Origin of the sequence: Streptomyces sp. NBC_01294, assembly GCF_035917235.1 — a bacterium.
Lineage (GTDB): Bacteria > Actinomycetota > Actinomycetes > Streptomycetales > Streptomycetaceae > Streptomyces > Streptomyces caledonius.
In genome coordinates, this window is the sequence record NZ_CP108424.1 from 1 (window position 1) to 15,150 (window position 15,150).

At 69.2% G+C, this 15,150-nt stretch carries 9 protein-coding genes and 1 pseudogene; 7 read left to right on the forward strand and 3 right to left on the reverse strand.

Translation table 11 applies throughout. The features are described 5' to 3' along the window. Positions 1–235: 235 nt before the first annotated feature. Positions 236–2,758 (forward strand): DEAD/DEAH box helicase, encoded by a 2,523-nt coding sequence (locus OG534_RS37430; protein WP_326594068.1) that lies wholly within the window; start codon positions 236–238, stop codon positions 2,756–2,758. A 697-nt stretch (positions 2,759–3,455) separates the two neighbouring features. Continuing rightward, complete coding sequence (locus OG534_RS37435) at positions 3,456–3,800, forward strand: hypothetical protein (protein WP_326594070.1); 345 nt, start codon at positions 3,456–3,458, stop codon at positions 3,798–3,800. Positions 3,801–4,313: 513 nt separating this feature from the next. Here the strand turns inward: OG534_RS37435 and OG534_RS37440 are convergent. Further along, positions 4,314–4,772 carry an ASCH domain-containing protein gene (locus OG534_RS37440; RefSeq protein WP_326594072.1) on the reverse strand — a complete coding sequence of 153 codons (459 nt, stop codon included), beginning with the start codon at positions 4,770–4,772 and terminating at the stop codon, positions 4,314–4,316. Between the two features lie 618 nt (positions 4,773–5,390). Between OG534_RS37440 and tpg the strand changes: the two are divergent. Further along, positions 5,391–5,773 (forward strand): annotated as a pseudogene (gene tpg / locus OG534_RS37445) (telomere-protecting terminal protein Tpg); the annotation flags it as partial. A gap of 99 nt (positions 5,774–5,872) precedes the next feature. On the opposite strand, the gene OG534_RS37450 reads toward tpg, so the two are convergent. Beyond that, positions 5,873–7,495 carry a hypothetical protein gene (locus tag OG534_RS37450; protein ID WP_326594074.1) on the reverse strand — a complete coding sequence of 541 codons (1,623 nt, stop codon included), beginning with the start codon at positions 7,493–7,495 and terminating at the stop codon, positions 5,873–5,875. A gap of 171 nt (positions 7,496–7,666) precedes the next feature. Here OG534_RS37450 and OG534_RS37455 point away from each other — a divergent pair, with 171 nt between their 5' ends. The 4 genes from OG534_RS37455 to OG534_RS37475 all read left to right on the forward strand — a co-directional run bounded on the left by OG534_RS37455 (position 7,667) and on the right by OG534_RS37475 (position 14,800). After that, the gene (locus tag OG534_RS37455) at positions 7,667–8,839 is read left to right on the forward strand and encodes an RICIN domain-containing protein (RefSeq protein WP_326594076.1); all 1,173 of its coding nucleotides are present in this window, start codon (positions 7,667–7,669) and stop codon (positions 8,837–8,839) included. A 90-nt stretch (positions 8,840–8,929) separates the two neighbouring features. Continuing rightward, the gene (locus OG534_RS37460; RefSeq protein ID WP_326594078.1) at positions 8,930–12,082 is read left to right on the forward strand and encodes an RNase A-like domain-containing protein; all 3,153 of its coding nucleotides are present in this window, start codon (positions 8,930–8,932) and stop codon (positions 12,080–12,082) included. Positions 12,083–12,093: 11 nt separating this feature from the next. Then, entirely contained in the window at positions 12,094–12,768 is a 675-nt protein-coding gene (locus OG534_RS37465; protein WP_326594080.1) for a hypothetical protein, read from the forward strand. 517 nt (positions 12,769–13,285) lie between these two features. Beyond that, positions 13,286–14,800: a PIN domain-containing protein gene (locus OG534_RS37475; RefSeq protein ID WP_326594083.1), complete on the forward strand. Its 1,515-nt coding sequence runs from the start codon at positions 13,286–13,288 to the stop codon at positions 14,798–14,800. A gap of 62 nt (positions 14,801–14,862) precedes the next feature. On the opposite strand, the gene OG534_RS37480 is transcribed toward OG534_RS37475, so the two are convergent. Further along, on the reverse strand, positions 14,863–15,051 hold the full coding sequence (locus OG534_RS37480; protein WP_326594085.1) for a hypothetical protein: 189 nt from the start codon (positions 15,049–15,051) through the stop codon (positions 14,863–14,865). Positions 15,052–15,150: the final 99 nt, after the last annotated feature.

Genomic DNA, 15,150 nt, shown 5'->3' on the forward strand with positions numbered 1-15,150 from the left:
GTGTCGACGCATCCATCGTCCACGGGTAACCCATAGCTGTGGTAGAGACCGTTCGTTTCCGAGTCCGGGATCCGGTGATGTCTTGTTCCGGACATCGCTGGGGAGTGTGGGCGCGGTACAGTCGTAAGTGTGCATCATGTTGGATGTGATGTGTGTAGCTGTGTAGGATCCCGAGAACATCGCCACCCCCTCCCCGGCGGGCCTGTCCGCCGCTTCGAGTTCAGCGGAGTGCCGAATGCAGAAGTCTGGTGACATCGTGCTGCGTCCTCATCAGGAGGAAGCGGTGGAGGCTATTGTCCGGGGGCTGGATATTCCTCCTGGGAAGCGGATCCCTGAGGCTGGTCTGCGTGCCGCGGTGGTGGCGGCGTGCGGGACAGGCAAGACCTTCATGGCGGCCGCGGCGGCACTCCGGCTGGCGCGGCACGGGCGGGTCCTGGTGCTGCTTCCGACGCTGGATCTGCTGGCGCAGACGGTGGGGGATTGGCGGCTCGCCGGACACAGCGGGCCCGCCGTCGCGGTCTGCTCACTGGACGACGACCCGCAGCTGTGGCAGCTCGACGTCCGGACCACGACCTCGGCCCCGCAGCTGGGACTGTGGCACGGGCACGGCCCCGTCACCGTCTACGCCACCTACGCGTCGCTGCCGGTCATCGCCGAGGCGCACGAGGGGGCGTACGGGCTGCCCATGGACATGTTTGACCTGGTCGTCGTCGACGAGGCGCACCGGACGTCGGGGTCGGCCGGGAAGGCGTGGGCGGACGTTCACCGCCAGGAGGTGATCCCTGCGATGCGCCGGCTGTACATGACCGCGACGCCGCGGATCTGGAAGGAACGCCCTGCCCGTACGCGGGCGCAGGAGCGGGAGATGGAGGAGGCGCGGCGGCTCGCCGAGGCGGAAGAGCGCAGGGAGGCGGAGGCCGAGGGGCGGGTCTATGTCAGCAGGCCGCGCTGGGACCGGCTCCCGAAGGAGCTCGCATGCTCGATGGACGACGAGAAGGTGTTCGGACCCGTCGTCTACGAGCTGTCCCTCGCCTCCGCCATCTCCCGCGGGCTGCTGGCGAAGTACCAGATCGTCGTGGCGGAGCTGACTGATCCGGTGGTGACCCCGGACCGGCTGCTGGGTGAGGAACGGTACGAGGAGCAGCTGCGCGGTGAGCGGCTCGCCGCGCTGCAGACCGCCCTGCTGGAGACCATGTCCGCGCACGGGCTGCAGACGACGATCACCTTCCACCACCGGACGGTGGAGGCGGAGGCCTTCGCCGCCGGCCTGCACCGCGTCGCAGCCCGGCTGCACCAGGTGGACCCGGCCAGGCATCCGGAGAGGGTGTGGTCGGGATGGCTGTGCGGAGACCACGAAAGCGCCCACCGGCAGACGGTCCTCGCCGACTTCGGACGCCGAGCCGGCCGCGCCGTGCTGGCCAACTGCAAGGTCCTGGGCGAGGGCATCGACATCAGAAGTGTGGATTCGGTGGCCCTGGTCGACCCCAAGGGGTCGGCCGTGGACATCGTGCAGGCGATCGGCCGGGCCCTGCGCCAGCACCCCGGGCAGGGGAAGATGGCGACTCTGATCGTGCCCATCTTTTTGGGTGCGGATGAAAAGCCTGAGGACATGCTTTCCTCGAATTCGTACCGCCCTCTTATCCGGGTTTTGGAAGGATTGCGGGCTCACGACTCTCGTGCCGTGGAGATGCTTGCCATTCCGCAAGAGAGCCAGAAACGCGTCGTCGAGCCATCGCTGCCGGTCGGTCCGGTGCCCGAGGAGGGCGAGGAGGAGAGCCGGCTGCTGCTCCGGTTCGCGGCGCCCCGCGATCCGGCGCTGATCGCGAAGTGGATCACCTATCAGGTCATCAACACCGAACGGCAGGACTGGCGCCGAGGCGCAGAAGCCGCCCACCGCTACCGGCAGCGCGAAGGCGACCTGGGCGTCCCCTACGAGCACATCGAGGCCGAGGGGAAGTTCCCGCTGGGGCGGTGGCTGTCCGATCAGCGCAGGGCCTACCGGGCCGGGACCATGACCGGCGAGCGCGCGGCGGAGCTGGAGCAGCTGGGGATCGTGTGGGACACCGCCGACGCCGGCTTCGAGGCCAACCTCGGCGCGGCACGCGCCTACCACCAGCTGCACGGCACCCTGGCCGCGCCGCGAGGCGCGTCGATCCTCGACATCGCGATCGGACAGTGGCTCACCAATGTGCGCCGTCCCGGCGGACTCGGGAAGGACCCGGTGCGCGTGCAGCGGCGGGCCGCCGCCCTGGCCGCGATCGACCCCGACTGGAACCCGCAGACGCTGGGATGGACCGTGGACTGGCAGCGGCACTACGCCTACCTCGCCCAGCTCCTCGCGGGCGGCGCCCGGCTCGCGGACGTGGTGCCCGGTGTCACCCTGCACGGCGAGGACGTCGGACGCTGGCTCACCACCCAACGCCGGGACTGGAACCGGCTCAACGCCGAACAGCAGCGCCGGCTCGACGAACTCGACGTGACCAAGGCTCCACGCGCCCGCAGGGCCCCGGCGAAGACGGCTGCGGCCTCCCGGCCGCGCGCGGGCGGCGAGGCGTTCAAGAAAGGCCTTGAGGCCCTCGCCCGGTACATCGCACGGGAAGGCACCCTGCCAGGGCGCGCCGGAGTACAGGAAATGCCCGACGGGGACATCCACCGCGTCGGGATCTGGCTCGCCAACCAGAAACAACGCCGCGACCGGCTCGACCAGACACAGCGCGCCGCCCTCGCCGGCCTCGGTGTGGGCTGGGCTGCCTCGTGATCGTCCCGCAATCCCCGGGCCCCGGCATCGGCCAAGTCGCTAGCCCCGTCGTAGTCGCATGGGCGGGTTCGGGGTGCGGTCGTGCTCTCTCATGCACGGTCGGCGGTGCGCGTCACCTGGCCGGTACACGGCTTCGCACCGGGCGCGGCCATCTGGTCCGGGTGGACCTCGGGGACTCGGCCTCCCTGCCGAGACCAACCAGGAGGCCGGCCCTGACGAGGTGGCCGACCGCCGGGGCGGTCCCTCGGGGCGGTCCCTCGGGGCGGTCACTCGGGGCGGTCACTCGGGGCCGGCCCTGGGGAAGCGGGACCGCCGGAGCCTCTGTCAGCCGGTCCGCCGTCCAGCCCGCCCTGACCGGGCCCGCAGCACAGCCTGGACCGTCTCCAGTTCGGCGGCAAGGGCGCCCAGGGGTGGGGTAAGGCGTGGGCTGTTGGACGCGCCTGGAGGATGCGCCGGTCTCGGTATGCTCCAGCCCGGCCGGGGGCACCGCCTCCGAGACCCGGGGCTCGGCAGCGGTCTGGGCCGTGCGTTCCGGGGCACTGCCACGTCGGCGGATACGCGTCAAGCCCCGAGTTCCAGGGGGGGTGACCCGTCAGGGCTCTCCGGGGCCCAATGGAGACACGGGCCCGACACGGGCCCACCCGAAGAGGGCCGCTCCTCGGCCCCCGGGCAGTCTCTGACCGCAAGGAGCACCATCATGATCCGCACCACCACCCTGACCCAGCGTCTCGCCCTCCTCGGCGCCTCCGGAGCCCTCGCCGTAGGCGGTGCGCTACTGCCCTCTAGCGCCTTGGCCGCACCGGCACCGCAGGTCGCAGCCGTGCAGATGGCGCCCGACCACCAGGCACACCCGGTCGGCAACAAGACGACGACCAAGACCGAGACGAAGACCGTCAAACGCTTCCTGCGCGACGGCAGGGTCAAGGTCACCACGACCAAGACCATCACCAAGACGACCAAGAACCACCACGGCAAGGTGGTCAAGACGACTGTCACGACCACCGAGACCGTGCGGATCCTCCCGGCGCCGGACGACGACTGACGCGGCCGGCTGCCACGTATCCCCCGGTCGGACTGCCACCCGCCCGGACGCACGAAGCGCGAGCCGCCTCCGGGAACCCACGCTGGGGCAGGGGCATCCGTGAGACGTCGCCCATCGTCGCCGGACTTGAGCCGGCAACGATGGCCACCGCCACGCTCAGCCGGCAGACGCTGCGGCCAGCCCCGTCCCGAACGGCGGCACGTCCTGCGTGTGACGTCCAGGCGCAGCCGTGTGAACCGCATGCGGTGCCGGGAGACTCCTCCGCGGTCACCGCCCGGTCGGCGCGGGCCTGCGTCCCCAGCCGCGGGCGGCATCCCGTCCTCGCCGGGGTAATGGACGGCGGCGGTCATGCGGTCCATCTGCGGCAGGAACGCGCTCAGGCCGATACCGGCCTGCTTGTCGCCTCTGACCTTGCTTTTCAGCTGGGTCTCGATGTCGATGCGCCTTTGACCGCTCTCCGGTGCCCCCTGGTCGTTGACGGCTCTTACGGCGTAGTGAGCGATACGAGAACGGTCAATCGGCGGGGCGAAGGTCGGTGATCAGGCGGAAGCGTTGCAGAACCGCCAGTGTCGCGTCGTTCACGGTGAAGTCGGGGTCCTCCAACGCCGCACGCATCTCTTCGCTGTGCCAGAACCGCTCGTGGCCTGCCCGCCATTCGGCCACGCTGGTGTCCCCCTCCCCTTCGTCCACGACGTGCGCGAGGTCTACCTGCGCGAGCGGGACGACGCGCACGCCGGTCACCTCGATGATCGCGACCGGACGGTCGTCCGAGTCGATGACCACCGAACGGCTCCCGACTTCCGGCAGGGGTTCCCCCTCATGCTCGTAGTCGGCGACGAGCGTTGTCGTGGAGGTTTTGGAACCGTCGAGGATCGCTGCGACGAGCTGGTCGCGAAGTGGGCCAGGGAAGGCAAACTCCGCCCTGTCCATCGAGGAGAGGTTTGCGGATGGTGAGGCCGAGTCAGACGTCATGCGATCACGGTAACGACGTATTCCGCGCAAGCCAGTCAAAAGTGGACGTGTCGTGACAAGGGCCGCGGGTTGCCTCCGCACCGGCTCTGGACCGAGGGTGTGGGCTCGTGGGAGGGCTCAGGACGTCCTTGGCGCTTCGCCCGCCCATGCCCTGAAGCGGCTGGCCGATCGGTGGTGCGGGCGTGAACGGCGAGTTCCTCACCGTCATGGACGAGGCGGAAACGGGTGTTTTCTCTGGCGTCAGACCCGTGCCGCTCACCGTGCACGTCCCGCGCCCCTGGTGGGCGCGGCCTGTTGCCGGTGGGCGGGGACGGCGGCTTGGGCCGGGGCCGGCTGTCCGGGGGCCGCGGCCGCGGGGCCCTGGCCTGCACCGAGGAGATCCGGCTCCAAGCATGGCCGGCCCCGTACTCCGAGCCGCACATCACCAAACGATGGGCACGTCCCGAAGCGGAACCGCTCTGTGAACCAGCTCTTCGTGTTCACCCTGTCGTCGCACACGAAAAAGGATCCGACCCCACACCAAGATCAACACACATGTCCATCGCAAGCGTCGCGAGCCCCCACCTACGTGCTCACACAGATAGTGCACGCCGTCACCGACGAAGGAGAATAGAAGCCGTGGGGGACATCGACGACGCCCTGGAACGCGCGGCCCAGGAAGTGTTCACGCGGGAGCCACCCAAGACCCTGAAGGGCCGCATCAACTTCCTGATGGGCAAGCTGAAGACCACCAGCGCCGTGCCGCCGAGCTCGGCGTCAGCCAGCGCTCCATCGAGCGCTACCGCACCGGCGAACGCAAAACCCCGCCCAAGGCGATCACCAACCGCATCGACGCGGCCGTACGCGCCCGCTGGCAGCCTGTGGTGCGCGGCCGCCGCCGCAAGGAAGCCGCCACCCGCACCGGCATCACCGTCGAGACCCGCGCCCGGTTCGGCTACACCGCACCCGTCGGCACCACCGACGACGGCCGCATGCGCCGCCTCACCGTCCACCTCCCGCCCGCACTCAACTCGCCAAATCAAACGCTCAGTCGCATCAACGTGTGGGCACCGGGCCTGACCCGCGCACGCATATCGGCGCGGGCCCGGGTTGCTCTCCTGTCAGGGGCTGCCGATGGGAGACCAGGATCCTGGTGTGCTGGAGTATTCGTAGATGTTGGAGAGGTCTGCACTGACGCTGTAAAGGCGGTCCTTGGTCGCGACGAAGGAACTGACGGGATCGCCGATGGCAGTCCAGGTCTTCTTGGACCGGTCGTACTCCTGTAGCTTCCCGCTGGTGGCGTCGGTCGTGTAGAGGGTCGTGGAGCTGGTGAAGATCCGGTCGGTCGCGCCGCGCACGGGGTGCCAGACACCCGGCGTGCCGCTGTATTCGAAGGTGCCCTGGTGGTCGGGGCCGACGCCGTAGAGGTGGCTGGCGGTCGCCGCGAAGGAGCTGCCGGGACCCCCGATGACCGTCCAGGTCTTCTTCGACCGGTCGTACTCCTCGATGTTGCCGGTGGTGCTGTCGGTGGCGTAGAGCGTCGTGGGACTGGTGAAGATCCGGTCGGTCGCGCCTCGCACCAGGTGCCAGACACCCGGCGTGCCGCTGTACTCCATCGTGCCCAGGGTGCCGACGCCGTAGAGGTGGCTGGCGGTCGCCGCGAAGAAGCTGCCCGGGCCACCGATGACCGTCCAGGTCTTCTTCGACCCGTCGAACTCCTCGATGTTGCCGGTGCCGCTGTCGGTGGCGTAGAGCGTCGTGGGACTGGTGATGAGCCGGTTGGTCGCGTGTTTGCGGATGACGGTCCAGGCGCCGGCCTTGCCGGTGTACTCCTCGACCTGTGCGTCGGCGGTGATGCGGTAGAGGCGGCTGGAGGTCGCGGCCACGGTGCTGGCCCCGTCGCCCGGGGGCCGTGTCGGCGCTGGCGATGCCTGGGCGGATGACGTCGGGGGCGTGGACCGGGATTCCTCCGGGGCCGTCGGACCGCTGGATAACGAGCCCGGTTCTGCGGGCGCCGCGCTCTGCCGGCCCTGCCCGGGGTCGCCCAGCGAGGACGCGGTGTCGGGCTGGTCCTTCGAGCGCTGGATCTGGTTGGCGATGACGAGGACCGCGACCAGGGCCGCGAGTGCCGCCCACTGCGCAGGTGTCCTCCAGCGCCTCAGCCGGGCCGCGCGCGGGACAAGGCCAGTGGGTGGGGCCGGTGGGGCACCTTCCGCCGCGTAGCCGCGGAGACTCGGATCCGCCGGGGCCGCCGGCGGTTGGTCCGGGGCGGTCTCGCTCGGGCGCTTCGGTGCGGCGTCGTCCGAGGTCGGCGGGTTGTCCGCGGACAACCCGGCCGTGTCGTCGCGGACGATCGCCGGCGTCGGAGCCTGGTCAGGGCCGGGAGCGGGGCCGCCCGGGGCCGGGGCCGACATGGGGGCGGGGCCCGGAGCCGGTGCGGCGGCGGGCGGGGCAGGGGTTGCTGCCATGGCGGCGGCGTGGAGGCGACGCGCCTCCTGGAGCTTGGCACCTCTGGTGCGGGCGTCGCGGGGGAAGCGGTCCTCGATGATCTGGTTGAGGCGGGGCAGTGGAATGGTCTTCAGGCCGGAGCGGTACTCGCTCCACACGCTCCTGCTCAGCTGGTACCGCTCCTCCAGCCGGCTCACCGTGTCCTCCGCGGTCAGCTCCCGCAGGAACTGCGCGAGGGCATTCGCCTCGGCCGTGCGGCCCTTCAACGGCCCCGGAAGGCGCCCCGGTCGGTTCATCTCTCCCCCTTCGACGTCCGGCGTGTTCGGGGAAGTTCGCGCAAGTTCGCGGTTGTCCGGTGACCACCACCCCGCTGACCTGCGCTGATCCCTCAACGCCCCAACGGACAATCAGACCAGGTCACAACGTGGGTCTCCAGCACTTCCCAGACAAACTCACTGGAGCATCCTGTGACCCGACTTCCCCCGGGGGACCGTGCCCTGTCCCCATATCCCGTCAGCCAGCCGGCAATGCGGCTGCGGCGCTTCGGCGTGCTGCTGGCCGGTGCCCTCACCGTCACCATCATCGCCGTACTCCCCGCCCACGCCGCGAGCACTCAGTCCGACAGCGCCCCGGTCACCTCCACCGGCACCCTGGGAGCGGGCGCCGCAGCAGGAGAGACCGTCACCCGTGACCAGGTGACCAAGCGGGCGCAGGCCTGGGTCGACGCCGAGGTCCCCTACAGCTCGAACGGGCTCGGGTCTCCCTTCAGCTGGTGGGCCGACGCCGCCACCGGTGGCCGCTACCGCCAGGACTGCTCCGGATTCGTCTCGATGGCCTGGCAGCTGAAGTCCAGCCTGAGCACCCGCTCCCTGCCCTCCGTCGCCACCAGGATCGACGTCGCGGATCTCAAGCCCGGCGACGTCCTCAACTCCAGCCAGCACGCGGTGATCTTCGGCGGCTGGACCGATCAGGCCAAGGGCACCTTCACCTACTACCAGCAGAGCAGCCGCTCCCGCCCCACCAACAAGTCCGAGGGCAGCATCCACGCCCCCACCCTCGCCGGACACCCCACCAGCTCCTACACCGCCCTGCGCTACAAGCACATCACCGACAGCCCAAGCGCCGCGCCGGCTCCCTCGGGCGAGAAGACCGCCAAGGCCGTACCCAGTCCCGCCAGTGCGAAGCGCGGCCCCGCCGGCACGACGCCGGACCCCGACAAGGGCTGGACCCCGAGCGTGCCCAGGATGTGGGTGAACGCGGTGTCCAAGAAGTGCCTGGAGATCCGGGGCGACACCACCGCCGACGGCGACCTCGCCAGCCAGTGGGACTGCAACAACTCCGCCACCCAGCAGTGGACCAGCTCCCAGGCCGGCGCCACCGGCATCCTCACCAACGCCAACTCCGGGCTGTGCCTGGAAGTGCGGGCCGACGCCGTCCACAACGGCGCCAATGCCAACCAGTGGGACTGCAACGGCTCCGCCACCCAGACCTGGCGCCAGGAGCCCGCCAAGGGCGGCGGCTGGAACCTCGTCAACGCCAACTCCGGCAAGTGCCTGGAGATCAGCGCGGACACCCCCGGCAACGGCGCCGTGGCCTACCAGCGCGACTGCGACGGCTCACCCGCCCAGACCTGGCTCTGATCCGGCCCGCCCTCCGCACGCCATGGCGCGCCGCTCACCCCTGGGCGGGAAGCCCGCCAACCATCCATCCACCGATTCGAGGAGCATGCTGTGGCCCGTCTCCTGTCCCGCGATCGCAACCGGTCCCGTACACGTAAACAGCCCCGACTCGTCCAGCGGATCAGCCTCCTGGTAGCCGGCACCCTGACCGCAGGCCTGATCTCCACCGTTCCCGCGGCGGCGGCCGACACCCCTGCCGTACCGGCCGCACCCGTCACCCTGGCATCGGTGGCCGCCACCGGCGACGACCAGCTGTTCGCCCTCGCCGCCGACCACAGCGCCGTCTACCGCTGGAGCGGGCACGGCACGGAGTGGGCCAAGATCGGCGGCCCCGCCCAGGATCTCTACGCCGGTGGAGCCGGGCTCTTCGCCACCAGCCGCGGCAGCGGACAGCTGAACAAGTACAACGGGCAGCCGGACAGCTGGTCCCAGATCGGCGGTGCGGGTGCGGACTTCGCCGTCACCGGCGACCACCTCTACGGCCTGAACCCCGACCGCACCGCCGTCTACGAATGGACCGGCAACGGCACCAACTGGACCAAGATCGGGGGACCTGCCCAAGATCTCCACGCCGGTGGAGCCGGGCTCTTCGCCACCAGCCGCGGCAGCGGACAGCTGAACAAGTACAACGGGCAGCCGGACAGCTGGTCCCAGATCGGCGGTGCGGGTGCGGACTTCGCCGTCACCGGCGACCACCTCTACGGCCTGAACCCCGACCGCACCGCCGTCTACGAATGGACCGGCAACGGCACCAACTGGACCAAGATCGGGGGACCTGCCCAAGATCTCCACGCCGGTGGAGCCGGGCTCTTCGCCACCAGCACCGACCGGAAGATCCACCGCTACAGCGGACAGCCCGAACAATGGGGACAGGTCGGCGAAGCGGGCAAGGCCTTCACCGCTGGCGGCAGCCACCTCTACGGTCTTGCACCCGACGGCAACAGCGTCCATCGATGGAGCGGCCAGGGCACCGACTGGACCGCCCTCGGCGCACCTGCAACGCCCGTCAGTCCCCCGGCGCCGCCGCAGCCGACGGAGCAGGCACAGCCCCCTGCCGCTCCTGACCCCGCGGACGAGAGCCCGGCTGCAGATGAGGACGGGCTGGAAGACGAGGACCCCGAGCCGGCCGAGGGTGGTGATGCGGCGCTCACCATGGCCGTCACCGCCAAGGACGACCTCTACACCCTGACACCCGACCGCAGCGCACTGTGGCGCCGCAGCGGCAGCCGGTGGGAGCAGATCAGCGGCCCTGCCGGCTCCGTGTACGCCGGCCGCGCGGGAGTGTTCATCACCCGCCCCGACACAAACAAGCAGATCAGCAAGTACAACGACGAGGCCAGGACCTGGGAGCCGATCGGCGAGGCGAACGGCAGCTTTGCCGTCACCGGTGACCACCTCTACCACCTCACCCCCGACGGCATCGGGCAGTGGGACGGCGACGACTGGACCGGGATCGGCGGCCCGGCGAAGAACATCTACGCCGGCGGAGCAGGCCTCTTCGCCACCAACCCCGACACCGGCCACATCTACCAATACGGCGGCACCCCCGACCACTGGACCGAGATCGGCGGCCCCGGCGCCACCTTCACCTCAGGCCACGACCACCTCTACGCCATCGCCCCCGACCACTCCGCCGTCTACGAATGGACCGGCAACGGCACCGAATGGACCCGGATCGGCGGCCCCGCGGAGAACATCTACGCCGGCGGAGCAGGCCTCTTCGCCACCAACCCCGACACCGGCCACATCTACCAGTACAACGGCACACCCGACCAGTGGACCGAGATCGGCGGGCCCGGCGCCACCTTCACCGTCAGCGACACCCAGCTCTACGGCCTCACCCCCGACCGCAGCGCCACCTACCGATGGGACGGCAAAGCCGGCTGGACCCGGATCGGCGGACCCGAGAACGCCGCAGAGCGAGAAGAAGACGAACGGCTCCTTCGCGAGAACTGCCAGCCCGCGGGCCGAGACTGCGTGAAGGAACTCCGCGACGCCGAAAAGATCCTCGAGACCAGCCTCACCGACTGGCTCAAGGACAACAGCCTCGACTTCCTCCTCGACACCTTCAGCATCAACGACATCCGCAAGTGCGCCGCCGACACCGACCTCAACCGCTGCCTCACCGTCCTACTCGACGCCGGCAGCGTCATCCTCGGCGTCGGCGCATACAAAAAATCCAAGAACACATTCAATAAGGCGAAGGGCCTACACGAATTCGCCGACAAGGCAAATAAAGCCCGCGACACCTACAACGACCTTCGCAAGATCATCAACACCGCGCGCAAGGCCGCGAAGAACTTCCCCGACCAGCCTGATCAAGCCGCCGACATCTTCGCGTGTAACAGCTTCCCGGCAGGCACGCCGGTGCTGATGGCGAACGGCTCCCACAGGCCGATCGAGGACGTACGGGCGGGCGACCTGGTCCTTGCGACCGAACCCGGCGGTAACACTGAGCTGACCCAGCCCCGGCCCGTCCAGTCGGTACCGTTCACCTCCGCGTACACGGACAAGACGTTCGTACGCGTGACCGTCCCCGGCGATGGCGGCGTGACGGCGTCCGTCACCTCCACCGAGAACCACCGGTACTGGCTGCCCGAGCGCCAGACCTGGGCGCCCGCCGGCGAACTGCGTGTGGGCGACCGCCTGCGGACCTCCGAAGGCGAGCAGGTCACGGTGAGCGCCACCGTCCGGTACGCCGACCGCCGGGACACGTACGACCTCGATGTCACCGGCATCGACAGCTACTACGTGCAGGTCGGCACCGACGACGTCCTCGTCCACAACTGCACCGACCTGGCGCGCGCGGAACGGGAGTTCCCGGGCGTCGCGCACACGCTGGACGAGCACGTCAACGTGACCCTGCAGGAGATGAAAGACCTGGCCGCCGAGAAGACGGTCCGGATCGGCAGGCCCACGCGCAACTCCCGGTGGTCGAGCGCGGACCTCGCTCAGAAGGCGGTCAACCAGCTCGTCGAGGAGAACAAGGCCCGCATCGCGAAGTGGGTCGCGGACTCGGGCAAGCCCAATGGGAAGCAGCAGCTCCCGCTCACCGGCACGTACGGCACCGGATCGCTCGGCGACAGCATGGACCACCTGGGCAACTACCGTCCGACGACGAGCAACCGCTTCACCGTGACCCTGGTCGCCAAGAAGGGCCACAAGCCCGGCGGCTTCTACGTCCTGACCGCCTACCCGCTGTAAGGAGGACAACCATGCACAACCCGGTGGCAGAACGGGACGAACTCACCTTCGGCTTCGGGGCGACCGACCTGGGCTCGTCCTTCCACGGCGACTGGGTTCTCTACGCCGAAACCGAACTCGACCACATCACCCATTGGTACGGGCCGGAGGGCGGCCCCACCCGCCTCCTCCTGCTCATCGAGGACCTCTTGCGGCTGCGAGACTCCGGCCTCGACGGCGAGGAGATCAACCTGCTGTGGCGAGCCACGGACCCGCAGCTCGGCGGCTCCCCTGAGATCCGCGGCCAGGAGCGCGAGTGGCTCGACCGCGTGCTGGCGTGGGCTGTCCCAGTCGCGCTCGCGCGCGGCGCCTCAGTCGAGTCCTGCACGACGTACCCGGTGTGCGTGCCCGACGGCACGTCGGCGGCGGCAGCCGAGCACCGGAGACTGACCGCGGAAGTGGTGGACCTCGTAGGGCTGCTCAACCAGCACTGCGAGAGCCACACGCCGCTTGACGCCACGCAGGCGGCATTGAGGCGCTGCGCCGAGACGCTCTGCGCCGAACTGGCCTTCCGCTCCCTGCTCTGCGCCGCCAGCCACTTCTCCACGCAGCTGTCCCCGGCGACGTACAGCCGCCTCGAACGCCTCAGCACGGCGTTCGGGTACGGCCCGCACGTGGTCGACGCGGTCAAGTACCTAATGGACTGACCTGGGTGACACGCCGCCGCCCTTGGAGGCGTCGGCGTTGATGAAGAGGCGGTTCACCTCCCCCAGCGCCAGCACCAGCGCACATCGGCCCCCTCGCCACGTCCCGGCGAGGGGCCGCTTTCGACTCGAAGGCTACCGGCAGGATATTCGTCACATGGTTCGCCTCGTTCATGGACGGACAGCGCGAACGCCTGAACAACTCGAGCATCCTGCCCCTGCCCCCAGAGCAGGAAGCCCCCCGCAAAAGCCCGCAAGGGCGGCTCCGGAGCCTTCGAGCGGGGCCTTGAGGCCCTGGGCCGCAATACAAGACCCGCACAGGCTCCCTGACCGTCCCCAGGAGCCACGTAGAAACCCCTGGAGGATGGGAGCGAGGTGGGGCTCGGGGTGTTCCTGTCGAACACCAAGACCCGCCGCGCCAAGCTCACCGCCGACAAGCTCACCGCGCTGGCCGGCCTCGGGCTGGAGTGGGTGTCGTAGAGCCAGCGAGACTGTTGCGTATCTCGGCACGGAGGCGAAGTTGATCATTTTCGATACGAACGCGGTGAACCTGCTGCCGCACGACGGTCCGCGGGCGGACATCATCCGGAAGCTGCGGCAGTCCGGTCATCACCGGGTCGCGGTGCCGTGGATGGTGCTGGAGGAGATGGTCGCGCACCAGGCGAAGCACTACCCGGCGAAGTACCACACAGTCATGAACTCGTTGGCCAAGCTGCGCGAGGTGCTTCCTTGGGAGCTGAAGAGCACCCTCGAACCGCTGGACGTGGAGCGGTTGCTGAATCACTGGCGAGGGCTCTACAGCGAGATCTTCGAGGTGATCGAGACCAGCGGGGAGGTCGCACGGCGGGCTCTCGCTCGCGAGGCCATGGCTCTTCCGCCGGCCAAGCGGGGCGGGGACTACTCGGAGGGCGCTCGTGACGTGGCGATCTGGTTCTCCATCCTGGAGTTCCTCAAGGAGAACCCGGACGAGCAGGTCTGCTTCGTCACGAACAACACCAAGGACTTCGGCAACGGCGTCGACTACCCCTACCCGATGAACGAGGACGTGGAGGGTCTGCAGGACCGCATCACGCGGCTCAGCGACTTCGACGCGGTCGTCTCCGCATTCACGAAGACCGTCTCGGGCAAGGACGCCGAGGCGGTCGCGGACGAACTGCTGAGGTCACTCCCGGTACGGTCTGGGGTTGCCCAGACCGCGGTGGAAGTGCTCGCCTCGGCGTCGGGATTCATCGGCCTGGGGGCTGCCGACACCGCTGTGCGGTGGAGCGGCTGGTTCGCGTCGCCCGAGGTCGAACTGCTGGCCGTCACGGATGTGACCGGCCACGAGATCGAGGGGGATGTCTGGTACACGGCCAATGCCCGATGGCTGCTCTACGGACTGGCCTTCGACGGCGACGAGGCGAATCCCGGCTACACCGCCTGCGTGTGGGAGACGAAGGTGCTGTTCTCCGCGCGGGACGGGGACGAGATGCCCACCCTTCTTGCGCCGAAGGAGCCGGAGGCCCCGGACGCATCCGATCCGGCAAGCATGGAGATCCTCAAGCGCCTCAAGGCACGGGTCGCCGGGGTAACACGACGGGCCATGAGCGAGTGGCTCCAGGGGACTTCTGCTGCGGAGAACCTGTTCTCCAAGGAGCTCTTGGATTCGCTCGACGTCGCTGGCTCCCTGCGCCGGAGCTTCAGCGAGGCGCTCCTCCCTCAGCGGGACATTGCCACCTTCCAGAGGCGCCTGGGCGAGCAGCTGGCTCAGTCGCTCGACCTCACCGGCCTGAACCGGAGCATGTCCGAACAGCTCTTTGCGAATGTCGACTTCGACGGTATGCGGCGTAGTCTCACCGCGTCCATGCCCAAACTCGACATCGCCGGGATGTTGCCGCGCATCGACTTCACCAGCATCGCGGGGGTGACCGGGGCGGCCAGCAACGACGTGGACGACGAGGAAGACGATCTCGACGGGCAGCTGTCGTTCGACGGCGACCAGGACGAGCCCGACGGCGAGGACGGCACACCGGACATCGACCCCGGCAAGGGCTGATGTTCCACGACCGCCGGGTGGGCTCGTCCTCGTCGTCCCAGCAGGACGGGCCTTCCTTGCAGTCAGCGCCACCGGGGCGGAAGCATCAGGGTCACCTCGCCAGCGGTGGTCTTGAGGGTGAGGGTGGTCTCGCCGCGGCCGATGGCGCGATCGATCTTCTTGATCTCTGTCCAGGTGAACCCGAGGCGGCGGTACTTGTTCCGCTGCTTCGGGCGCATGTGCTGGATGTCTTCCTTCGAGGCCGTGGTCATCCCCGGATACCACGACCTCGCCGAGCCACTAGTCATCTTGGGCACGGGAGCCTCCCCTCACCCACACCGGCGGTGCGTTATCCGCGTACTGCTCCCGGT